Below are 22394 nucleotides of genomic sequence, written 5' to 3' on the forward strand. Positions count from 1 at the left end.
CCGCCCCAGCGCAGCTTCGGCAATGACGATCGCGGCGCGCCGCGTCCCCGCCGTTTCGGTGACGACGAAGCCCGCCCGCCGCGCCGTTATGGCGATGACGAGCGCCGTCCGCCGCAACGCGGTGGCTTCGGCGGCGACGACCGCCGTCCGCCCCAGCGCAGCTTCGGCAATGACGATCGTGGCGCCCCGCGTCCGCGCCGTTTCGGTGACGACGAAGCCCGCCCGCCACGCCGTTATGGCGATGACGAGCGCCGTCCGCCCCAGCGCCGTGCCGATGGCGATGACACGCGCCGCCCTGCCGCGCCGGCCCGCCGCTTCAGCGACACCGCCGACCGTGCGCGTCCGGTCCGTACCGAGCGTCCGGCACCGCGCGCCGAGGCACGCGAGCCGGTCCGGCAGCAGGCGGAGGCCAATGACGACGGTCTCATCCGCCTGTCCAAGCGCATGTCCGAACTGGGCCTCTGCTCGCGCCGCGAGGCTGACGAGTGGATCCCGCGTGGCTGGGTGCTGGTGGACGGCAAGGCCGTGACCGAACTGGGTTCGCGCGTCCGCCCCGACGCCGAGATCGAGATCCTGCAGGCCGCCCGTTCCGAACAGGGCGAGCGCGTGACCGTGCTGATCAACAAGCCTGTCGGCTACGTCTCAGGCCAGGCCGAGGACGGCTACGAGCCGGCCGCCGTGCTGTTCGCGCCCGAGAACCAGTGGGCCGAAGACCCCACCCGCAAGCGCTTCCAGCCGTGGCAACGCAAGAACCTCGCGCCGGCTGGCCGTCTCGATATCGACTCCACCGGCCTGCTGGTGCTGACGCAGGACGGCCGTGTAGCGCGGGCGCTGATCGGCGACGACTCGAATGTGGAGAAGGAATACCTGGTGCGCGTGGTCTGGGAATCGCCGGAAGGTCCGGTCGAGCGCAATATCAGCGCCGTGTTCCCGGCGGATGAGATCGAGCGGCTGCGTCACGGCCTCTCGCTCGATGGCGTGCCGCTCAAGCCGGCCAAGGTGAGCTGGCAGAACGAGGAGCAGCTGCGCTTTGTGCTGCGCGAAGGCCGCAAGCGCCAGATTCGCCGCATGTGCGAGCAGGTGGGACTGCGCGTGGTGGGCCTGAAGCGCGTGCGCATGGGCCGCGTGGTGCTGGGCGATCTGCCGCCGGGCCAGTGGCGCTTCCTGGGCGCGTTCGAGAAGTTCTGACGCCAGGTGGTGCCTCCCTCGCCGGCAAGCGGTGAGGGAGGCCGCCGCCTCAGTCGTCGTAGTTCGCCGGCAGGTCCGGGAACAGCACCTCGGTGAAGCCGAAGCGCGTGAAGTCCTTCACCCGCATCGGGTACAGCACGCCGATCAGGTGGTCGCACTCGTGCTGCACCACGCGGGCATGGAAGCCATCGGCCACCCGCTCGATCCGGTTCCCCATCGGGTCGAATCCCGAATACTTCAACCGGGCATGGCGCGGCACCACGCCACGCAGCCCCGGTACCGACAGGCACCCTTCCCAGCCCTCTTCCATCTCGTCGGAGAGCGGTTCCAGCACCGGATTGATCAGCACCGTCTTCGGCACCATCGGCGCGTCGGGGTAGCGCGGATTGCTGTCGAAGCCGAAGATCACCACCTGCAGGTCCACACCGATCTGCGGCGCGGCCAGGCCGGCGCCGTTGGCGTGTTCCATGGTGTCGAACATATCGTCGATCAGCACGCGCAGCTCGGGCGTGTTGAACGCGGTCACGGGCCGCGCCACCTGCGTCAGGCGCGGATCTCCCATCTTCAGAATGTCACGGATCATTGCGCGTCCTCCGGTTGTGCGCCCGTGGCGTCCGCCAGCAGCGCCAGCATGCCATCCTCGTCGATCACCGCCACGCCAAGCGCCTGCGCCTTCTCAAGCTTGCTGCCGGCCTCGGCACCGGCCACCACGTAGTCGGTCTTCTTCGACACCGAGCCAGCCACCTTGGCGCCGGCCGCTTCCAGTCGCTCCTTGGCGTCCTCACGCGAGAGTGTCGGCAGCGTGCCGGTCAGCACGAAGGTCTTGCCGGCCAGCGGCAGCGGCGCGCGGGCGGCGGGCTCGCTCTCCGGCCAGTGTACGCCGGCGGCGCGCAGCTGCTCGACCACCTCCACATTGTGTGGCTCGCCCAGGAAGTTGGCGATCGACTGCGCCACCACCGGCCCAACGTCGTTCACTTCGAGCAACGCGGCCTCGTCGGCGGCCAGCAGGTTGTCCAGCTTGCCAAAGTGCTTGGCAAGATCCTTGGCCGTCGCCTCGCCCACGTGGCGGATGCCCAGCGCGAAGATAAAGCGGTTCAGCGTGGTGCTACGCGACTTGTCGATGGCCGCCACGAGGTTCGTCGCCGACTTGTCGGCCATCCGGTCCAGCGCGGCCAGCTTGGCCACGCCGAGCTTGAAGAGATCAGCCGGCGTGCGGACGATGCCCTGGTCGACCAGTTGCTCCACCACCTTGTCGCCCAGGCCCTCGATGTCCATTGCGCGGCGCTGGGCAAAGTGCAGCAGGGCCTGCTTGCGCTGCGCGGCGCAGATCAGGCCACCCGTACAGCGGGCGATAGCCTCGTCCTCCAGGCGCTCCACGTGCGAGCCGCACACCGGGCAGGTGGTCGGCATGACAAACGCGCGCGCGTCGGCCGGGCGCCGTTCCAGCACCACGGCCACCACCTCGGGAATCACGTCGCCGGCACGGCGCACGATCACCGTGTCGCCGATATGCACATCCTTCCGGCGGATCTCGTCCTCGTTGTGGAGCGTGGCGTTGGTCACGGTCACGCCGCCCACGAACACCGGCGCGAGCCGTGCCACGGGCGTGATGGCGCCGGTGCGGCCCACCTGCACCTCGATGTCCTCGACGGTCGTGGTCATCTCCTGCGCCGGGAACTTGTGCGCCAGCGCAAAGCGCGGCGCGCGCGAGACGAAGCCAAGCTGCTCCTGCTCGGCAATCGCGTTGACCTTGTAGACCACGCCGTCGATGTCGTACGGCAACTGGTCGCGGCGCGCCCCAATATCGCGATAGAAGGCCAACAGGCCCTGCGCACCCTTCACCACCTGACGCTCGGCGCAGACCGGCAGGCCCAGCCCGGCAAAGCCGTCGAGCATCACGCTGTGGGTGGCGGGGCGCTCCGCGCCCTGCAACTCGCCAATCCCGTAGGCGAAGAAGGACAGCGGGCGCTTGGCCGTGATGCGCGGGTCCAGCTGCCGCAGGCTGCCGGCGGCGGCGTTGCGCGGATTGACGAAGGTCTTCTCGCCGGCCTCGGCCTGGCGTTCATTGAGCTTGTCGAATTCGGCGCGGTACATGAAGACCTCGCCGCGCACTTCCAGCACGGCCGGCGCCTTGCCGCGCAGCTTTAGCGGAATCGCCTTGATGGTCCGCACGTTGGCGGTCACGTCCTCGCCGGTCTCGCCGTCGCCGCGCGTGGCGGCCTGCACGAGCTTGCCGTCCTCGTAGCGCAGCGACATCGCCAGGCCGTCGAACTTCAGTTCGCAGGCGTATTCCACGGCCTGATCGGTCGCCTCGGCGGCGCTGAACAGGTCGTCAGCTGGCGCGGGCGCGGCGGCGGTCCGGCCCAGCCCCTGGGCGCAGCGGCGGTCGAAATTGACGACATCCTCGTCGGCGAAGCCATTGTTCAGCGACAGCATCGGCACGCGATGCCGCACGGAATCGAACGCGGACAACGGCGCACCGCCCACGCGCTGCGTGGGCGAGTCGTCGGTCAGCAGGTCGGGATGCTCGGTCTCCAGCGCCTGGAGTTCGCTGAACAGCGCGTCGTACTCGGCGTCCGGAATCGACGGGTCATCGAGCACGTAGTACTGGTAGGCGTGGCGTTCGAGTTCATCGCGCAGCCATTGCACGCGCGCGGTAGCGGCGGCATCGGCCGGCAACGCACCGGCGGGCGCGGAGGCCGGAGCCTGCGCGCCTTGAGTCTTGGCGGTCATGGCAGGCTTCCTTACAGGCTGAACAGGCGCTGGGCCGCCGATGAGCCGGCGGGCATGCCGCGCGCCTCAAGCTTCTCGTACAGCTTTTCGAGTTGGGCGAAGATCGCCACGAACGATGCCTCGGTCAGCGGCCGCATGTTGTCGTCCACAAGCTGGGCGCCCATGCGCTGGGCCAGGCTGTAGCCGTACTCGCACACGGTCTTGAACGGCTTGACCGCCTGCGCGGCCTGCGGCACGTCCAGCAGCAGCGTGATCTGGCGGCCGGCGTTGACGGTCAGGTCGTCGCGCAGGAAGTTCGTGTCGCCGAACTGGAGCGTGAACAGCGGCTTCTGCACGCCATCGGCGCCCGGTTCATAGCGGATGAAGCGCGTGCCGTCGCGGGACAGCACCAGCCCGTCCTGCGTGGCCACGGTCTGCACGTAGGCTGCCGACCAGGGCGCGCCATCGGAAATCACGTTCACGCCCAGTTGCACGTCGGCGCCGGCAGCAAAGCCGTCCAGCTCCCGGGCATTGGCGACGGTCTCGGTCATGTCGGGGAGCTCCGCCGACGCATCGAGCGCCTCGGCCAGCGCCTCCACGGCGTTGACGAACTCGGAGAACTCCAACGCGTTCAGCGGGCCGCTACGGTTGGCCAACTGCACGGCGACCTGGATGTCTTCGTATTGGTGGCCGGCGGTCACCGGCTCCCAGGCGTTGGCCTCGGCGCGCAGGCCCTCGATATGGACCTGCTTGGTGCCGGCGCGGCGCAGCCGGCCCGTCAGCGGCAGGATGCGGTCGCCGGACGCCTTGCGCTCAAGGTGGATTGGCACGATGCAGTCGATCAGCGGGTCGATCACGGCCTGCGCCGGCTGCCCGTCCATCGCAGCGAGGGCGGCCTCCGGGGCGGCGGGGTTCGGGGCCGGCGCCGCCATGGTAGCGGTCTGGGTCTGAGCGCCGTCCTCGTCGGCTTGCTCGTCACGGCTGGCAGGCTGCGCCATGGCGGGCGATGCCGCCACGGCCACTTCGTCGGCAACGATCTCGTCGGCATCTGCCGAACCGGCGGCCGCATGCGCGGCGGCGGTGGCCACCTCGGCCACCTCGGCGTCGTGGTTCGATTCCTGGCGGGCGGCCGGCTTCACCTCGGGCCTGGCCACTTTGCCGGCCTCGCCCAGCGTGGGCTCGCGCCGCGTACTGTGCTCGGGCGGCAGCTCCTGCAGCTTGGCGGCCGTCTCGGGATGCACGGTCTTGCCCACCACCGGCTCGCGCATGGGCGGCAGGTCGTCTTCGGGCATCAGCGGCCGCACGCGGCGCGCCTTGTGAATCTGCCAGCGGTTGTACGCCACCAGCAACAGCAACAGGATGACACCCGCGATGATCAGAGCGTTTTGCAGTTCCATCTCAAGCGGCCTCCGCCATAGACACTGCTGCATCCATATCCACCGCCACGATCCGCGACACGCCTTGCTCCTGCATGGTCACGCCGATCAGCTGGTGGGCCATCTCCATCGCAATCTTGTTGTGAGAAATAAACACGAACTGGGTCTTGTCGGACATGCGCGCCACCATGTTGGCGTAGCGCTCGGTATTGGCATCGTCGAGCGGCGCGTCCACCTCGTCCAGCAGGCAGAATGGCGCCGGGTTCAGCTGGAACATCGCGAACACCAGCGCAATCGCGGTCAGCGCCTTCTCGCCGCCGGAGAGCAGGTGAATCGTCGAGTTCTTCTTGCCCGGGGGCTGGGCCATCACCTGCACGCCGGCATCGAGGATTTCCTCGCCGGTCATGATCAGGCGCGCCTGGCCGCCGCCGAACAACTGCGGGAACAGTTCGCCGAAATGATGGTTGACCTGGTCGAACGTGCCTTGCAGCAGCGCGCGCGTTTCCTGGTCGATCTTGGCAATGGCGTCCTCGAGCGTGTTGATGGCGTCGTTCAGGTCGGCCGACTGGGCGTCGAGGAAGGTCTTGCGCTCGCGCGCGGCGGACAGTTCATCGAGCGCGGCCATGTTGACCGGGCCCAGCGCGTTGATCGCATTGTTGATGCGCGTGACTTCGCCCTGCAGGTAGGACGGCTTCAGGTCGCCGGTCAGCTTCTCGGCCAGCGCCACTTCGTCTACCTGGGCGGTGGTCAGCTGCTCGGTGAACTGCTCCTGGTTCAGGCGCGCGGCCTGCTCCTTGAGCTGCAACTCGGTGATGCGGTCGCGCAGCGGCTGCAGGCTGCGCTCGGCGGCCAGGCGCTGTTCGTCGAACTGGCGCAGCTGTGCCGACAGCGCGTCCAGCTCGATGCGCGCCGCCGACAGCTTCTCTTCCTTCTCGGCGCGCACTTCCAGCGCCTCTTGCAGGCCGGTGTGGGCAGTCTGCTCGTTGATGGTTTCGAGTTCGACGCGTGCGTTTTCCAGCGATTCGGCGATCCGCTCGGACTGGTCCGCCGCCATCTGGATGTTGCGGCGCAGCTCGTCGATGCGGCCGGACAGGTTGCGCTCGGCGAACACCGCCTCCTGCGCGGCCCGTTCGAAATCGCGCAACTGCTGGCGCGCGCCGGTCAGCTTGCCGTCCAGCGCCTCGAAGGCCATCTGGTGGTCTTCGTGGGCCGCCTGCATCTCGGCCAGCTGGGTGTCGTGCTGCTCGAAGGTCGCCTCGGACTCGGCGCGCACGGCGCGCTGTTCCTCGATCTGGGCCTCGATCTCCGCCAGTTCCTCGCGGATCTGGCCGCTCCGGGCGGAGAAACGCTCCATCGCCTGCGACAGCTTGAGCACGTCCATCTGGAGCGTGTGCACGCGCCGCGTGGCCTGCTCGGCACGGGTGCGGGCCTCGGCCAGCGCCTGGCTGGCCTGGGTGTAGGCCGACTCCGCGCGCACGGCCTGGGTCTTGGCCTCGTCCGACAGCAGCATCTGCGCGCGCGCCTGCTTCTGCAGGTTTTCGATTTCCTGTTCGCGGGCCAGCATGCCGGCCTGCTCGGAATCGGCGGCGTAGATCTGGATCGCGTTGCGGCCCACCAGGTGGCCTTCGGCGACGACGAACTGCGCACCTTCGGGCAGCGTGCCGCGCCCGGCCAGTGCCTGCGCCATGTCGGTGGCGGTGTAGATATCGGCCAGCCAGTCCTGCATGACGGCGCGGATGCCCGGCTCGGTGATCTGCACCAGCGACATCAGCGGGCGCAGCCCGGCCGGCGCTTCCACAGGCCGCGCGGCGGACGGCGGCGAGTAGAACGCGAGCTTGGCGGGCGGCGCATCGGACAGGAAGGCCTTGACCCAGTCCAGATTGGACACTTCCAGTGCGGCCAACTTCTCGCGCAGCACGGATTCGAGCGCGTTTTCCCAGCCCGGCTCGATATGCACCTTCTTCCACAGGCGCGGGAGCTCGGCCAGGCCATGGCGCTCCAGCCACGGCTGGACCTTGCCCTCGGTCTGCACGTTTTCCTGCAACTGGCGCAGCGCGGACAGGCGGGCTTCCAGCGCAGCGATGGCGGCGGCTTCGCTCTGCACGCGCTCCTGCGCGCTGCGGCGCTCGGCGTCCAGGCGCGGCACGCGGTCCTCGCTGTCCATCAGCACGGCCTGGGCTTCCTCGAGCATCGCTTCCTGCTCGGCCAGCTCGCCGCGTTGTTCTTCCAGCCGGGTCTCGTCGGGGCGGTCGAGCCCCTTGTCTTCCAGCGACAGGCGTTCCTTGCGCTGCTCCAGCTGCTGGAGCATCTGGTCGGCGCTGCGCTGCTGGGCGGCCTCGAGCTTCAGCGTCTGCTCGGCCTGCATGATGCCGGCGCGCTGCTCGTTCAGCAGTTGCTGGGCGTCGCGCCACTGGCCTTCCAGCGTCGGCAGTTCGTCGGACTTCTGCGCCACGGCGTCCTGCGCCTCGATGGTGCGGGCCTCGGACAGGGCCAGGTTTTCCTCGGCCTGGGCCAGTTCCTCGGTGGCCTGCTCGGCCTTGCCCTGCCATTGCTCGCGCTGGGTGGTCAGGGCGGCGATCTGCGCCTGCACGCGGTTGCGCGACTCCACCACATAGCGGATCTCGGCCTCGAGCTTGCTGACTTCGGAATTGGCCTCGTACAGCGCGCCCTGGGCGGCGTGCATGCCGTCCGATGCGGCGTAGTGCGCCGCGCGCATCGTCTCCAGCTCGGCTTCCACGTGGCGCAGCTGGGCGGTCTGGGCTTCCAGGTCGATCTGGGCCTGCTCGATGGCGCGCGCGTGGCGCTCCTGCTCGGCCTGGGCCTCGCGCTTGCGCAGCAGCCACAGCAGTTGCTGCTTTTCCTCGCCGTCGGCCTGCAGGGTCTTGAAGCGCTGGGCTACCTCGGCCTGGCCTTCGAGCTTGTCGAGGTTGGCGCCGAGTTCGCGCAGGATGTCTTCCACGCGGGTCAGGTTCTCGCGCGTGTCGCCCAGGCGGTTTTCGGTCTCGCGGCGGCGTTCCTTGTACTTGGATACGCCGGCGGCCTCTTCCAGGAAAATCCGCATGTCATCGGGCTTGGCCTCGATGATGCGCGAGATCATGCCCTGCCCGATGATGGCGTAGGCGCGCGGCCCCAGGCCGGTGCCCAGGAAGATGTCCTGGATGTCGCGCCGGCGCACCGGCTGGTTGTTGATGTAGTACGAGGAGGTGCCGTCGCGGGTCAGCACGCGCTTGACGGCCACTTCGGCGTACTGGCTCCACTGGCCGGCGGCGCGGCCTTCGGCGTTGTCGAAGACCAGTTCCACGCTGGCGCGTCCGGCCTGCTTGCGCGCGGTGGAACCGTTGAAGATCACGTCCTGCATGGATTCGCCACGCAGTTCGGACGCGCGTGACTCACCCAGCACCCAACGCACGGCGTCGATGATGTTGGATTTGCCGCAGCCGTTGGGACCGACGATGCCGACCAGTTGGCCGGGCACTTGAAAATTGGTGGGATCGACGAAGGACTTGAAGCCCGCCAGCTTGATCGAGGACAGTCGCACGGTTGTCGTGTGGTTTGGGCGTTACGAATGTTGGAAAAGCCGGGCTGCCCCGGAGGCGCTCGACGTGACGTGACGTCGACGTCTCATGCGACCCATTGGGGCCCGATAGATTGGCGGTAATCATACCATCGCGCACCGTTCGTCCGGCCGCTTTCTCGCCCGATTGGCGTCGTTTCCGACGCCTCATTCCCGACCCAGAAAATCCTTGCTTTTCCGCGAGTTGCGTCTATTCATGCAAGCGGTTTCGAGGTGGATGCTGCGTGCCCGCAACACCGTGATGCGACGCCCGCGCGACAAATCCAGCGGAAACTTCCTAGGGTTAGTGCTAGTCTCTTGGAATGCCGGCGTGACCCCGGAGCCCCTCCGGAGTGAAGCGCCCTCCCCGCCGCTCGACCGTCATCCGGCCGTCACACGCCGCCTGCAGGTCGCGATTTGCCTGGAGATCCGTGCATGACCGCAACCCCAGCGACCCCGGAACAGGACGACCTGCCCTGGTCCGTGTCCGACATCGACTACGCGTCCATCGACGTGGAAAAGGTGCGCGACAACCGCACGCTGTTCTATCTGCTCGCCGCGGCCTCCTTTATCGAGAGCGGCTCCGACACCTACGCGGGCAACCTCGCCACCTACTACGCCCACGTGCCGGAGGCCGCCACGTGGCTGGCCCGGCACTGGGAATCCGAGGAACTGCAGCACGGTTTCGCGCTGCGCCGCTACGTGGAGCACGTCTGGCCGGAATTCGACTGGCCACGCGGCTACCAGCGCTTCTTCGACGAATACAGCCTGACCTGCTCGATCGACAATTTCGAGCGGTCGCACGCGCTGGAGATGGCGGCGCGTTGCGTGGTGGAGACCGGCACGGCCACCTACTACCGTGCCCTGGAGCAGGCCAGCGACGAGCCGGTGCTGCGCGACCTGACGCGCCGAATCGCCAACGACGAAGTGCGCCACTACAAGCATTTCTTTCGTTATTTCAATGCCTTGAACGGGCAGGAGCGGATCGGGCGCGCCCGGGTGCTGGGCGCGCTGGCGCGGCGTTTGCTCGAAATCAAGAACGAGGATGCCGAGATCGCGCTGCGCAACGTGCTGCGGGTGGAGCGCAACCAGGAAGACGTGCCGGAGCAGGACGTGCGCGCGCTGAACTCCCAGTGCAGCGCCGTGGTGCGCCGGAACCTGCCGCTCGAGATGACCGTCAAGATGCTGTTGCGTCCGCTGCACCTGCACGCCGGGCTGGAGCGGTTCATTCGCCGCCCCCTGGTGGCCACGGTCTCGCGGGTGATGCTTTATTAAGCGAAGCCGGCACGCGGGGCGGCGGCGGCATTCCTTTATAATGCCGGGTTTCAACCGCCCCGCCTGCCTGCCACCGTGAATCCGCGCCTCGACCTGCTCCAGACCTATCCTTTCGAGAAACTGCGCGTGCTGGTGGCGGACGTCAAACCCGCCGACAAGCCGGCCATCAGCTTCGGCATTGGCGAGCCCAAGCATCCAACCCCCGAATTCATCAAGCAGGCGATGACCGCGTCGCTGGCCGGGCTGGCCAGCTACCCGAGCACCGCCGGCACTGACGCGCTGCGCCAGGGCATCGCCGGCTGGCTGGAGCGCCGCTACGGCCTGCCGAAGGTTGACGCCGCTACTGAAGTCCTGCCCGTGACGGGCTCTCGCGAGGCGCTGTTCGCCTTCGCCCAGACCGTGGTGGACGCCAGCCGCCCCAACCCGCTGGTGCTGTGCCCGAACCCGTTCTACCAGATCTACGAAGGCGCCACGCTGCTGGCCGGCGCCAAGCCGGTGTTCGCCAACAGCGACCCGGCGCGCAACTTCGCGCCCGCGTTCGACCAGATCGGCGCCGAGACCTGGCAGGACGTGCAGTTGCTGTACGTCTGCTCGCCCGGCAACCCCACGGGCGCCGTGATGTCGCTGACGGACTGGAAGCAGCTGTTCGAACTCTCTGATCGCCACGGCTTCGTGATCGCCTCGGATGAGTGCTATTCCGAGATCTATTTCGACGAAGCCAACCCGCCGCTGGGCGCGCTGGAAGCCGCCCACAAGCTGGGCCGCGGCTTCGAGCGGCTGGTCATGTTCTCGAGCCTCTCCAAGCGCTCCAACGTGCCGGGCCTGCGCTCGGGCTTCGTGGCGGGTGACCCGGCCATTCTGAAGAAATTCCTGCTATACCGTACCTACCACGGCGCGGCCATGAACCCGGCCGTGCAGGCGGCCAGCGTGGCCGCGTGGAACGACGAGGCCCATGTGCGCGAGAACCGCGCGGCCTACGTGAAGAAATTCAGCGCCGTCACGCCGATGCTGGCGGAAGTGCTTGATGTGTCACTTCCGGATGCCGCCTTCTATCTCTGGGCCGATGTCTCGCGCACCGGGCTGTCCGATACCGAGTTCGCCGTGCGGCTGCTGGCCGAGCAGAACGTGGCCGTGCTGCCCGGCAGCTACCTGGCGCGTGACGCCCATGGCGTGAACCCGGGCAAGAACCGCGTGCGGATGGCCCTGGTGGCCACGCCGGACGAGTGCGTGGAAGGCGCGCGCCGGATCGTCGAATTCTGCAAGTCGCTGGGCGGGCGCTGACCCCTTCCCGGCGGACCAATATTTTTACCTGAACAATCACCACTAAAGAAACGACCATGACGCAAGCACTGCAAGCCCTGATCGACCAGGCGTGGGAAGACCGCGCCAGCCTGTCGCCCAAGTCCGCCCCGAACGACATCCGCGAGGCGGTGGCCAACGTGATCGCCCAGCTGGACGCCGGCGCCCTGCGCGTGGCCGAAAAGCACGGACGCGACTGGGTCGTCAACCAGTGGATCAAGAAGGCCGTGCTGCTCTCGTTCCGCCTGGAAGACAACGCGCCGATGGCCGCTGGTGGCTTTGCGCAGTTCTACGACAAGGTGCCGACCAAGTTCGCCAACTGGACCGGCGACGACTTCGCCCGCGCTGGCTTCCGCGTGGTGCCGCCCGCCGTGGCCCGCCGTGGTTCGTTCATCGCCAAGAACGCCGTGCTGATGCCGTCGTACGTGAACATCGGCGCCTATGTGGATGAAGGCACGATGGTCGATACCTGGGCCACCGTGGGTTCGTGCGCGCAGATCGGCAAGAACGTCCACCTGTCGGGCGGCGTGGGCATCGGCGGCGTGCTGGAGCCGCTGCAGGCCAACCCGGTGATCATCGAGGACAACTGCTTCATCGGCGCGCGCTCGGAAGTGGTGGAAGGCGTGATCGTGGAAGAGAACTCGGTGATCTCAATGGGCGTGTACCTGGGCCAGTCGACCAAGATCTATGACCGCGAAACCGGCGAGATCCACTATGGCCGCGTGCCGGCCGGTTCGGTCGTGGTGGCCGGCAACCTGCCGTCCAAGGATGGCAAGTACAGCCTGTACTGCGCCGTGATCGTGAAGAAGGTGGACGCGCAAACCCGCGCCAAGACCAGCCTGAACGACCTGCTGCGCGGCGACTGATCCACGCAAGCTGCCGCAACGCCGCCGCAACGCCGCCGGGCCGTCATCGTCAATGATGGCCGGCGGCGAACCGATTCGCCCATGCCTTCCCTCCGCAAGCGACTCATGGCCCTAGACCCCGCCACTGTCAGCACCGTGCTCTCCCTGCTCCCTACCATCCTCGACCAGGCCAACAAGACCATCGAGAAGATCAAGAAGGGCCGCCGCAAGGACGAACCGGACACCGGCGGCACGATGGAGCCGCGCGACCCCGCCGCCCGCATCGCCGAGCTGGAGATGGCCGCCATGCAGCAGGCCGAGGCCGTGAAGCTGCTGGCCGAGCAGCACGCCATCACCATCGAGGCGCTGCGCAAGGAAGCCGCCCGGCTGGACCGCCGCCTGCGGCTGATGACCGCCGTGGCCATGACCGGCGTGGCGCTGGGCCTGGGCGGGCTGGTCATCGCCCTCAACCTGCTGTTCCGATAATCACCATGACTGTCCTGCTCTACGGCATTCCGAACTGCGACACCGTCAAGAAGGCACGCACCTGGCTCGACACGAACGGCGTGCCGTATACGTTCCACGACTTCAAGAAGCAAGGCGTGGACGAGAAGCTGCTGCGCGCCTGGCTCAAGCACGTGCCGCTGGCCACGCTGCTGAACAAGAAGGGCACCACCTACCGCGCGCTGTCGGACGCGGACAAGGCTCGTGCCGACACTGAAACCGGCGCCATCGCGCTGATGCAGACCAGCCCGTCCCTGATCAAGCGGCCCGTGCTGGACCGCAACGGCCAGGTCAGCGTGGGTTTTTCCGCCGACGGCTACGCCGCGTTTTTCTGAATTTTCCTGCCGCCACCGCACATGAACCCCACCCTCGCCCTGACCGAAGACCTGATCCGCCGCCGCTCCGTCACGCCCGCTGACGAAGGCTGCCAGGCCGTGCTGGAATCCCGCCTGAAGGCCCTCGGCTTCGTGTGCGAAAACCTCGTCAGCGGCCCCGACGACTTCCGTGTGACCAACCTGTGGGCAGTGAAGCGTGGCACGGCGGGCACGGCAGGCAAGCTGCTGGCCTTCGCCGGCCATACCGACGTAGTGCCCACCGGCCCGGTGGACCAGTGGCAGTCGGACCCGTTCCAGCCCACCCACCGCGACGGCAAGCTCTACGGCCGGGGCGCGGCGGACATGAAGACCTCCATCGCAGGCTTCGTGGTCGCCGTGGAGGAATTCGTGGCCAAGCATCCGGCCCACGCCGGCTCCATCGCCTTCCTGATCACCAGCGACGAGGAAGGCCCCGCGCACGACGGCACGGTGAAGGTGGTGGAGGCCCTCAAGGCGCGCGGCGAGCGGCTGGACTACTGCGTGGTCGGCGAGCCGACCTCGGTGGACACCCTCGGCGACATGGTCAAGAACGGCCGGCGCGGCTCGCTGTCCGGCAAGCTCACGGTCAAGGGCGTGCAGGGGCATATCGCCTATCCGCACCTGGCCCGTAACCCGATCCACCTGGCTGCGCCGGCGCTGGCCGCGCTGGTGGGCGAGACCTGGGACCAGGGCAACGAGTACTTCCCGCCCACCACCTGGCAGATGTCGAATATCCACGGCGGCACCGGCGCGACCAACGTGATTCCGGGCCACGTGACCATCGACTTCAATTTCCGCTTCTCCACGGCGAGCACGCCGGACGGCCTGAAGGCGCGCGTGCATGCCATCCTCGACCAGCACGGGCTTGAGTACACGCTCGACTGGACACTGGGCGGCGAACCGTTCCTGACCCCGCGCGGCGACCTGTCCGACGCGCTGAGCGCCGCCATCGCGGCCGAGATGGGCGTCAATACCGAGCTGTCGACGACTGGCGGCACATCCGATGGGCGCTTCATTGCCAAGATCTGCCCGCAGGTGATCGAGTTCGGCCCGCCCAACGCGAGCATCCACAAGATCGACGAACATGTGGAAGTGCGCTTCATCGAGCCGTTGAAGAATGTCTACCGCGGCGTGCTGGAACGGCTGATCGCCTGACCGGCAGCGACGACGGGGGCCCTGGCGGCCCCCTTTCTTATCCTTATTGTGGTGTCTCCCATGGCCTCTTCCCCCCTGCAAACCGTCCGCGACCTGCTGCGCCTGGCGGTCTCGCGCTTCACCGCCGCCAAGCTGTCCTTCGGCCACGGCAGCGCCAATGCCTACGATGAAGCGGCCTACCTGGTGCTGCATACGCTGAACCTGCCGCTCGACACGCTCGACCCGTTCCTGGACGCCCGCCTGCTGCCCGAGGAAGTGCAATCCGTGCTCGACGTGATCGAGCGCCGCGTGACCGAGCGCGTGCCGGCCGCCTACATCACGCATGAGGCGTTCATGCATGGCCTGCGCTTCTACGTGGACTCCCGCGTGATCGTGCCGCGCAGCTTTATCGGCGAATTGCTCCAGGAAGGCCTGGAGCCGTGGCTGGGCGAGACCGACGGCATCACCACCGCGCTGGAACTCTGCACCGGCTCGGGCTGCCTGCCGATCATCGCCGCGCATGTCTGGCCGAACGTCCGGATCGACGCCGTGGACATCTCCCCCGACGCCCTGGCCGTGGCGCGCCGCAACGTGGCCGACTACAAGATGGGCGAGCGCATCGCGCTATATGAAGGCGATCTGTACGCGCCGCTGCCGTCCGGCGCCACCTACGATGTCATCCTGACCAATCCGCCGTACGTCAACGAGCAGTCGATGCGCGAACTGCCGCCGGAGTACCTGGCCGAACCGCGCATTGCGCTGGCCGGGGGCGACGATGGCATGGACATCGTGCGCCGGATCATCGCCGGCGCGAAGCAGCGGCTCAATCCGGGCGGCGTGCTGGTGGTCGAGATCGGCAATGAGCAGGCGAACGTCGAGGCGGCCTTCCCCGACCTGGACATCATCTGGCTCCCGGTGAGCGCCGGCGACGAGCAAGTGTTTTTGGTGACTTACGACGCACTTCCGGACTGAAATCCTGCGTCGCCCTAAAATTTTGTGTGGAAAATGCGGCCGAAATATAAATTCGGTTCGTTCAGCGCGAATTTGGTGGGCGGCGGGGCCGCGAAACGACCGCTTTTCTACGTTTTTCGCGCCCTCCCTAAAAAAAAGTAGACAACCTGGCCTCCAAATATAAAATTTGTGCGTTTAGCGCGAATTTTGTTGTGTCTTATCGATCACATTGGAGGGATGGCGTGCATCATATGCGGCAGGTTGGCTATGCGTGGGTTCGGGACCAGCTCAAGTCGCCCTTGGTGCCCGTCACCCGCGAGGCACGCTCGGGTGCCACGACGCGCATCCTCGAGATGCCGGATGCCATCCTGTTCCCGCGCAAGGTGGCGCCGCCCGACGACGCTCCGCTCCTCGCCCATACGCTGTTCGCCATCAAGCACGAGGGCGTGGACCTCGCCATCCTGTCCCAGGCGCTGCCCCAGGTGCCGCAGGCGGAAATGCAGGCCGAGCTGGACCTGCACCCCACCAGCCGCTTCGCGCGCATCGCGGCCATGCTGTGGGAGCACTTCACCGGCAACACGCTCACGCCCACCCTCTCCGACAAGGTGCCCTACGTCAATCTGTTCGACCCGGCGCGCTACTACACCGCCGCGCCGGGCAAGCTCCATCCGCGCTGGCGCGTGCGCTTCAACGGGCTGGGCGAGCTGGACTACTGCGTCACCGTGCGCCGCACCGAGACGATCCAGTCGATCCTCGACATGGACGTCTTCGCGCGCATGGACGCCTTTATCGCCTCGGTCGGCCCGGACATCCTGGACCGCGCGCTGCACTGGGCCTACCTGAGCGAGACCGACAGTTCGTTCGAAATCGAGCGGGAGAGCGCCACGCAGGACAAGTCCGAACGCTTCGTCCAGTTGCTGCGCCACGCGCATGAAAGGCGCCCGTTGAGCGAGGAATACCTGACCGAGCTCCAGAACGACGTCATCTCCAACCCGTTCGATCAGGCGATGCAGTACCGCACCGAGCAGAACTGGCTGCGCCGGGGCGGCAACGGGCCGGCGTCCGTCACCTACGTGCCGCCGGTGCCGGACGACGTGCCCGGCCTGATGCAGGCCCTGGAAGACTTCGCCAACCACCCGCCGGCCAACGTAGACCCGCTGATCGTGGCGAGCGTGGTGTCGTTCTGGTTCGTCTTCATCCACCCGTTCATGGACGGCAACGGGCGGCTATCGCGCTTCCTGATCCACCACGCGCTGTGCCGCTCGGGCAAGATGGCCAAGGGCTTCCTGCTGCCGGTCTCGGTGGCCATCAAGCGGCATGAAGCCGACTACCTCGCCGCGCTGGAAAGCTTCTCCAAGCCGGTACGCGCGCTCTGGCGGGTGCGGGTGCTGGGCGATCAACAGTTCGATTGCGAGACCGGCGCCGGGTCCACACCCTATCGCTACTGGGATGCCACCGCGTGTGTGGAATTCGGCGTGCGCATGGTGCGGGAGGCCCTGGAGCACGACCTGGAAGCCGAAACGCGCTTCCTGATCGGCTACGACGAAGTGGCCAGGCGCGTGGATGCGCAGTTCGACATCCGCAATGCGGACCTCGCCACGCTGGTTTCGAGCTGCTTCCGCGAGAAGGGCCGCGTGTCCAACCGCTGGCGCAAGCAACTGGCCCTGCGCGTGCAGCCGGCCGCATTCGACGCCATCGAGGCCGCCGTCAAGGAAGTGTTCTTTTCGGACGAGTCCGATCCGGTCGCGCCATGAAAAACGGGCACGCCGGCGTGTAGCCCGCGTGCCCGGTCGATGCAACCTACTTTTTGCCGTTTACTCATTAGCAGACCACCCCGCTCAGCCGCCTCCCGGACCCACCGAGTAGATCGTCCCGTTGGACGACACCTGGTAGTAATCGGCACCCACGCCGACCCAGTGATAGCCCTTGCGCGGTGCGGGCAGGTTGTAGTCCTTGTACTTGTCGATGACGTACTGACGGTCTCGGAATTCCGTCGGCAGCTTGTCACCCTTGTTCCACTTCTGCGGCGCGTACGGCGACTGCGCACCCATCGGCGCCGAGCCGGAGCGGCCCGGGCTGCCCATGGAATCCGAGCCGCGGGGCGGCATGCCTTGAGACCCCTGCGGCATCCCTTGACCTTGAGAGCCTTGGGACATGCCGCGGCCCTGAGGCGGGGTGCCGTATGGCTGCTTGCCTTGGGAGGCAGGCGGCATTGGCGTGGCCGAAGGCGGCATCGCGCCGGCCTGGCCCGGTGCGGGCATGGGAGTCGGGCCGGATGGCTGGGTCTGGCCGGGCATCTGGCCCTGGCCCTGCTGCGCCATCGCGAATGGTGCGGCCAGCATGCCTGCCGCCACCAGGGAGGGTATTAACAACTTCGTTTTCATCGTGATCTCCTCACAGATGGAACGTCAGGCCGCCCGGGCGCGGGCAGCCCACAGACCAGCTTAGTAGCAATTGCGGGGCCCGCACCGTCAAATACCCGCCCAACCTTCTGCACACAGCGGTTTTTTTCCAATGATTTCAATGGCTTGCCGAATGGAGCCGGCGTCGCGCGGCGATATGCATTTTCCGCACGGCAACCGGTAAAAACGGCGCGTGCATGTAGCAACTGCCACCCCGCCGCCGGGGAGCGGGAGGTGGGCATGCTGCGGCGCGCCAGTGTGGCGCGCCAGTGCGGCGGGTCAGCGGGTGAGCAGCTGCGGCACCGATGACGCCAGCATGGCCGCGCCCGAGCCCGTGAGCAGGGTCAGCACGATGCGGCGGAACATGATGTCGCTGATCCCCACATAGACCCGCGTGCCGAGCAGCGTAGGAATCAGCATGGCGGGCGCGACGATGGCGAACATCGGCAGCATGTCCCGGGTGACGATGCCGGTACCGATATAGACGGCCATCGTCACCATCAAGGCGCCGAGGTTGAAGTTCTGGATCACCACGCGCTGGGTGTCCTTGTCGTAGCCGCGCAGCGTGCACCAGAGCGTGGGGGCGATGCCCGTGAACCCGCCGATGCCACCGAGGATGCCGCCGATTCCGCCGACCACGGCGTCGGCCAGCCGCCCGCCGTGGCGGATGGGCGGCAGCCTGGACGAAAACAGCATGATCGGGCACCAGATCACCAGGATGATGCCGAGGCAGAGCTTGAACAGATGGATGTCGAGCTTGGGCAGAATCGACACCCCGATCGGGATGCCGACCGCCCCGCCGATCAGGAACGGCAGCACGGTGGCCAGATGAAACTTGCGGCGGACCGTGAACGCGGCCAGCAGCTGCCCGGTGAGCGCGCCGAACACCGACATGGCCGACGCCATGCGCGGATCCACCCCCCATGCCCAGAACGACATGGCGACCATGCCGAACGCGAACCCGGACAGGCCCTGGACAAACCCGGCAACGGCTGCGCCGAGGGCAATGAGGATGACGACCGGATCGACGGACATGAGGGGGCTTGGAGGCTTTGGGGGCAAGGGGAAGCGGCATTGTAACGTCGTCGCCACCCGCCACATCCCTCGCGCGCCCCTCCTCACCCTATCGGGTCACGTCGAACTCCCAGCCCGGCTCGATATGCCCGGGGTTCTCCGCCAGCTTGTACTTCGGATTGAGATTGATCAACTCGCGGAGCGCGAAGTCGGCCACCTGGGCGTCCGGCGGCAGGGCCTTCTCGCGCGCCTCGGCCTTCTGCTCGTCGGAGAGCAGCGTGTCCAGGTGCGCGCGGGAGATGCCCCAGAGCGTCGAGACGGCCTCGTTGCCGCGCCGGTACGGCTGCACGCGCACGGTCTCCGGCGCCGTGGGCCGCGTCCTCGGCGGCGTCTCCGGCTGGGTCTTGCCCGGCGGCGTCTCGACGGGCGGCTGCGTGCCCGAGGGGGATGGCGAAGGCGATGGCGAGGCGTCCGGGGTGGAGCCTGGCGTCACAGTCGGCGTCACAGTCGGCGTCACAGTCGGCGTCACAGTAGGCGTCCCACCCGGCGCCGGCGTCCGGTCCTTGTCGTCATCCTTGCTCAGCTCCACGGCAATCTTGGCGACGAAGTTGACGATGACGCCCGCCCCCAGCAGCACCAGCCCGCGCGGCATGGCCCGGCCGAAGACATTCCATTTCCCCTCCGCCCAGCCCTGGGCCGGCAGCAGCCCGGTCTTGGGGTCCTGCGCCAGCGCCAGCCGGTTCTTCTCGCCCACCACCGCGTTCCGGTCCACGCGCGACTGCAGGTGCGCGCCCACCCCGAACACGGTAATGCCGGCCGCCTCGATCATGCCCACCACGCCCGGCGTGTTCATGGCATCGGCCACGGCCAGCGGAATCGTGCCAAGCGCGTACCCGTTCATCACGAACTTGCGCATCTGGGCAGACAGCAGCACCGTGGGTTTGCCGCCCAGGTGGTGCCCAAGCCGCGTGCCGATATTCAGCGTGCTCAGCACCGTATTCGATGCCAGGAACGCCGCGTTGCTGTAGGTCAGCGGGTTGTCCGCCGGCAGATGGTGCTGCATGAACCAGATCGCCGTGTTGCTGTTGTTGACCGCCAGCGTGCCAATCTGCGCCGTGTCGTTGAGCCGGCCCGGCACGGTATCGGGGTTCAGCAGCCTGGTGCCGACGGTCTTGATGGTCGCCTGCGCGTCCTGGATCTGCGTGGCGCGGTCCGGGGCGTCCTTCTTCGCACCGTGGGCGTGGGCTTCGAGTGTGTCCACGGCCGTCTTGAAGACGTCCTGGTCCTTGGCGTGGATGCCCCACGCATCGGCGGAGCGGCCGTGCAGCCGGCTGCGCAGATAGGCGATGTTGGCCGGCGTGGGGTCCGCCGCCCGAGCGTTGATCCGCAGGGTGTGCAGGGTCCGGCCCGCCGCCACGCTGCCCCGGTAGATAAAGCAGGTCGCGCTGCTGAGCACCGGGTTCACGTGCGCCGCCGACGTCGCCACGCCAGCCAGCGTGCCGAGCGCGAAGGTGCCCACCGTGGACACGGTCATCGTCTTGGCCATCTTCCACGGGCGCGGGCCATTCTCGCCCGCCTTGGGGGCGTCACCATGCGTGATGGTGCGCCGCTGGGCCGCACCGCCCTGCCCGGCGGCCTCGTTGGCACGCGCCACGTCGCGCATGCGGGCGACGATGTCGGCATGGGCGCTGCCCTGCGTGGCATCCACCTTCAGCTCCACGTGGGTCAGGTCCGCCACCTTGACGGTGCCATCCGGGTGGATGCTGAACTCCACGTCGCCCAGGTAGACATGGCGGTCCGCCATAGTGTCCAGGATATCGTCGAGGTCGCGCAGGGACTTGCCGTTGAGCAGCCCGGTGCGCGGATCGGGCACCCCGTGCATGGCCTTGTCGCCGAACAGGTCGCGGGAGCTGGCCGCGTATCGCTCGTAGACCACGGCGGGCCGGCCGGAGACCGTCATCTCGTCGGGGCCGAAGGTCTTCAGCGTGTTGAAGCCAAGCCCGGCGGCCGTGCGCAGCGCCTCGCGCTCGCCCTGCACCATGAAGCCGGTCATCTCGTCATTGGCGATGCCCACGGCCTTGTCGCGGCCCAGCGCGAACACGGTCTTGGCGCCGCCGCCCCCGAGCCGCGGCCCCAGATAGGTGGCCAGGTCCAACCGGCTCGGCGTACGCGTGGCGACCTTCGCGGCAGGCGACGCATGAACAACGGCCTCTACAATCCGGTACTGATCCTCACCGTCATCCTCGCCTTCGGCGTGGCGCCGTTCGTGGCACTGATGGTGACCAGCTACACCAAGCTCGTGATCGTGTTCGGGTTGCTGCGCGCCGCGCTGGGGCTGCAACAGGTGCCGCCCAACATGGTGCTGAACGGCATCGCCATCATCCTGACCGCCTACATCATGGCGCCGATCGGCTCTGACGCGTTCGATGCCATGAAGCGCCGCGCCGAGTCCAACGCCGCGTTCAACGTGGGGGACGTGGTGGTGGTCTACGACGCCGTAAGCGGGCCGCTGAAGGCGTTCCTGGTGAAGCACACCGAGGAACGCAACCGCACCTTCTTCGTCCAATCGGCCAAGCGGATCTGGCCCGAGGGCCGCGCCGAGGACCTCAAGCCGGACGACATGATGGTGCTGATCCCGAGCTTCACGCTCTCCGAACTCACGCGCGCGTTCCAGATCGGCTTCGTGGTCTATCTTGTGTTCGTGGTGGTGGACCTGATCGTCGCCGCCATCCTGCTCGCGCTGGGTATGTCGATGATCGCCCCGACCACCATCTCGGTGCCGTTCAAGCTGCTGCTGTTCGTGATGCTGGAAGGCTGGACGCAGTTGATACAGGGGCTGGTGCTGTCGTATCGGTAATGGGTGGCGAAACGCCTGACCGAGACCGGTGACCAATGGCGCCTTGCACGGCGGAAGTGTCGATGCCGCCTCGTCGGCGGCCTCCGGGAGCACGGTTTTCACCGTGACACTGCCCCGCGCGTGCTGCGGGACGGAGGGAACCATCCAGCCGACCTAGGCAGCGCATCGCGTGGTGACAATGTCTGCGATCGGTGTCCGATCGGCAACTGGCCGATTTCCGATTCCGGCGCATGCCGCCGCCCTCGCTAGCACGCACAGCGATATCTATATATAGAGGAACCCTGAATCTCCATGGATGTTGGGCCCTAATCAAACTCCCCTGAGTTACCAGAGCCAGCGGATTTCCGCCTCGTAGAAATGCGTTTATCGTGCAGCGCGCAAGGCTCGCTGCACGATGCGCGGTCCTTGCAGCAGGCTTTATCACGCTGACAACGGAGCGCAAAGGTATGGCGGATCTCGCGGAAGAACTGAAGGCTTACGGTGGCGCGCTGCGCGAGGGGCTGACCGGGCGACAGACCTATTCTCTGGAGGTGCCCGGCGCGGCGAGCGCCGCCGGGCTTTCAGTCGTCTCCTTTAAGGCCGTGGAGCGGCTGGATCCCTTCGTTGCGCACCTGCGCCTCACGCAGGCCAGCCGCGTCTACCGGCGCCAGACCATCCCCGAGACCTTCAGGCCGATCCTGTGTCGGCATGACTTCAATGGCCCCCAGTTTTCCTTCCGGCTGCGGAGCAAACATCCACAGCTTGCGTTCCGCACGCAGTGTTGGATGTCTGACTGGGACTACAGCCTGCGCGAGGCCAGGCAGCCCCTGCCGAAGCCACCAGGACTCTACGACGAGCAGTTCACGCTGAAGGACGAGCACAGCGGGGAGAGTTTGCCGCACATCCCCTACCGGATAGAAACCGCAGACGGCAAGGTGTTTCGCGGCGTGAC

17 protein-coding genes and 1 pseudogene are annotated in these 22394 nt (G+C 67.3%); 11 read left to right on the forward strand and 7 right to left on the reverse strand.

The window, feature by feature from the left end; translation table 11 throughout:
* Window positions 1-1188: pseudouridine synthase (locus AB4120_RS27260; RefSeq protein WP_441643086.1), on the forward strand; the 1188-nt coding region annotated here is incomplete at its 5' end.
* 49 nt (window positions 1189-1237) lie between these two features.
* On the opposite strand, the gene def is transcribed toward AB4120_RS27260, so the two are convergent.
* Genes def through smc form a run of 4 tightly spaced genes read right to left on the reverse strand, consistent with a single transcriptional unit; the run spans window position 1238 to window position 8814 of the window.
* Complete coding sequence (def, locus tag AB4120_RS27265) at window positions 1238-1771, reverse strand: peptide deformylase (protein WP_144195051.1); 534 nt, start codon at window positions 1769-1771, stop codon at window positions 1238-1240.
* Window positions 1768-3921 (reverse strand): NAD-dependent DNA ligase LigA, encoded by a 2154-nt coding sequence (gene ligA, locus AB4120_RS27270; RefSeq protein ID WP_149135857.1) that lies wholly within the window; start codon window positions 3919-3921, stop codon window positions 1768-1770. Before ligA ends, def begins: the two co-directional genes overlap by 4 nt.
* 11 nt (window positions 3922-3932) lie before the next feature.
* A complete protein-coding gene (locus tag AB4120_RS27275) occupies window positions 3933-5297 on the reverse strand; it encodes a cell division protein ZipA C-terminal FtsZ-binding domain-containing protein (protein WP_441643087.1) in 1365 nt (454 codons plus the stop codon).
* Between the two features lies 1 nt (window position 5298).
* Window positions 5299-8814 (reverse strand): chromosome segregation protein SMC, encoded by a 3516-nt coding sequence (gene smc, locus AB4120_RS27280; protein WP_144195045.1) that lies wholly within the window; start codon window positions 8812-8814, stop codon window positions 5299-5301.
* A 450-nt stretch (window positions 8815-9264) separates the two neighbouring features.
* Here smc and AB4120_RS27285 point away from each other — a divergent pair, with 450 nt between their 5' ends.
* The 8 genes from AB4120_RS27285 to AB4120_RS27320 all read left to right on the forward strand — a co-directional run bounded on the left by AB4120_RS27285 (window position 9265) and on the right by AB4120_RS27320 (window position 16944).
* A complete protein-coding gene (locus AB4120_RS27285; RefSeq protein WP_441643088.1) occupies window positions 9265-10104 on the forward strand; it encodes a ferritin-like domain-containing protein in 840 nt (279 codons plus the stop codon).
* Between the two features lie 75 nt (window positions 10105-10179).
* Window positions 10180-11385: a succinyldiaminopimelate transaminase gene (gene dapC / locus AB4120_RS27290; RefSeq protein WP_441643089.1), complete on the forward strand. Its 1206-nt coding sequence runs from the start codon at window positions 10180-10182 to the stop codon at window positions 11383-11385.
* Window positions 11386-11441: 56 nt separating this feature from the next.
* Complete coding sequence (gene dapD, locus AB4120_RS27295; RefSeq protein WP_441643090.1) at window positions 11442-12269, forward strand: 2,3,4,5-tetrahydropyridine-2,6-dicarboxylate N-succinyltransferase; 828 nt, start codon at window positions 11442-11444, stop codon at window positions 12267-12269.
* Window positions 12270-12374: 105 nt separating this feature from the next.
* A complete protein-coding gene (locus AB4120_RS27300; protein ID WP_262389588.1) occupies window positions 12375-12734 on the forward strand; it encodes a hypothetical protein in 360 nt (119 codons plus the stop codon).
* A 5-nt stretch (window positions 12735-12739) separates the two neighbouring features.
* Complete coding sequence (locus AB4120_RS27305) at window positions 12740-13087, forward strand: arsenate reductase (protein ID WP_149135852.1); 348 nt, start codon at window positions 12740-12742, stop codon at window positions 13085-13087.
* A gap of 21 nt (window positions 13088-13108) precedes the next feature.
* A complete protein-coding gene (dapE, locus tag AB4120_RS27310; protein WP_441643091.1) occupies window positions 13109-14260 on the forward strand; it encodes a succinyl-diaminopimelate desuccinylase in 1152 nt (383 codons plus the stop codon).
* 60 nt (window positions 14261-14320) lie between these two features.
* Window positions 14321-15211 carry a 50S ribosomal protein L3 N(5)-glutamine methyltransferase gene (prmB, locus tag AB4120_RS27315; RefSeq protein WP_441643092.1) on the forward strand — a complete coding sequence of 297 codons (891 nt, stop codon included), beginning with the start codon at window positions 14321-14323 and terminating at the stop codon, window positions 15209-15211.
* Window positions 15212-15441: 230 nt separating this feature from the next.
* Window positions 15442-16944 (forward strand): Fic family protein, encoded by a 1503-nt coding sequence (locus AB4120_RS27320; protein WP_149137507.1) that lies wholly within the window; start codon window positions 15442-15444, stop codon window positions 16942-16944.
* An 84-nt stretch (window positions 16945-17028) separates the two neighbouring features.
* Here the strand turns inward: AB4120_RS27320 and AB4120_RS27325 are convergent, their stop codons facing one another.
* From AB4120_RS27325 to AB4120_RS27335, 3 genes are all read right to left on the reverse strand, one after another.
* Window positions 17029-17574: an RcnB family protein gene (locus AB4120_RS27325; protein ID WP_441643093.1), complete on the reverse strand. Its 546-nt coding sequence runs from the start codon at window positions 17572-17574 to the stop codon at window positions 17029-17031.
* Window positions 17575-17871: 297 nt separating this feature from the next.
* Window positions 17872-18627, reverse strand: a complete 756-nt coding sequence (locus tag AB4120_RS27330) for a sulfite exporter TauE/SafE family protein (RefSeq protein ID WP_149135850.1) — start codon at window positions 18625-18627, stop codon at window positions 17872-17874.
* Window positions 18628-18715: 88 nt separating this feature from the next.
* Window positions 18716-20761: an LWXIA domain-containing protein gene (locus AB4120_RS27335; RefSeq protein ID WP_441643094.1), complete on the reverse strand. Its 2046-nt coding sequence runs from the start codon at window positions 20759-20761 to the stop codon at window positions 18716-18718.
* A gap of 42 nt (window positions 20762-20803) precedes the next feature.
* Between AB4120_RS27335 and sctR the strand changes: the two genes are divergently transcribed.
* Together sctR and AB4120_RS27345 are read left to right on the forward strand one after the other, a co-directional pair.
* Window positions 20804-21463, forward strand: a complete 660-nt coding sequence (sctR, locus tag AB4120_RS27340) for a type III secretion system export apparatus subunit SctR (RefSeq protein ID WP_144194996.1) — start codon at window positions 20804-20806, stop codon at window positions 21461-21463.
* A gap of 446 nt (window positions 21464-21909) precedes the next feature.
* Window positions 21910-22394, forward strand: a pseudogene (locus AB4120_RS27345) (hypothetical protein); the annotation flags it as partial.

Source organism: Cupriavidus sp. 2KB_3, from assembly GCF_052115685.1.
Taxonomy (GTDB): domain Bacteria; phylum Pseudomonadota; class Gammaproteobacteria; order Burkholderiales; family Burkholderiaceae; genus Cupriavidus; species Cupriavidus campinensis.

Bases quoted from the DNA above. Each gene is read 5' to 3' on its own strand.
- AB4120_RS27320 (WP_149137507.1), top strand. From the start codon at position 15,442: ATGCGGCAGGTTGGCTATGCGTGGGTTCGGGACCAGCTCAAGTCGCCC.
- sctR (WP_144194996.1), top strand. From the start codon at position 20,804: ATGAACAACGGCCTCTACAATCCGGTACTGATCCTCACCGTCATCCTC.
- AB4120_RS27330 (WP_149135850.1), bottom strand. From the start codon at position 18,627: ATGTCCGTCGATCCGGTCGTCATCCTCATTGCCCTCGGCGCAGCCGTT.
- dapD (WP_441643090.1), top strand. From the start codon at position 11,442: ATGACGCAAGCACTGCAAGCCCTGATCGACCAGGCGTGGGAAGACCGC.
- prmB (WP_441643092.1), top strand. From the start codon at position 14,321: ATGGCCTCTTCCCCCCTGCAAACCGTCCGCGACCTGCTGCGCCTGGCG.
- AB4120_RS27325 (WP_441643093.1), bottom strand. From the start codon at position 17,574: ATGAAAACGAAGTTGTTAATACCCTCCCTGGTGGCGGCAGGCATGCTG.
- AB4120_RS27300 (WP_262389588.1), top strand. From the start codon at position 12,375: ATGGCCCTAGACCCCGCCACTGTCAGCACCGTGCTCTCCCTGCTCCCT.
- AB4120_RS27305 (WP_149135852.1), top strand. From the start codon at position 12,740: ATGACTGTCCTGCTCTACGGCATTCCGAACTGCGACACCGTCAAGAAG.
- AB4120_RS27285 (WP_441643088.1), top strand. From the start codon at position 9,265: ATGACCGCAACCCCAGCGACCCCGGAACAGGACGACCTGCCCTGGTCC.
- dapE (WP_441643091.1), top strand. From the start codon at position 13,109: ATGAACCCCACCCTCGCCCTGACCGAAGACCTGATCCGCCGCCGCTCC.
- ligA (WP_149135857.1), bottom strand. From the start codon at position 3,921: ATGACCGCCAAGACTCAAGGCGCGCAGGCTCCGGCCTCCGCGCCCGCC.
- AB4120_RS27275 (WP_441643087.1), bottom strand. From the start codon at position 5,297: ATGGAACTGCAAAACGCTCTGATCATCGCGGGTGTCATCCTGTTGCTG.
- def (WP_144195051.1), bottom strand. From the start codon at position 1,771: ATGATCCGTGACATTCTGAAGATGGGAGATCCGCGCCTGACGCAGGTG.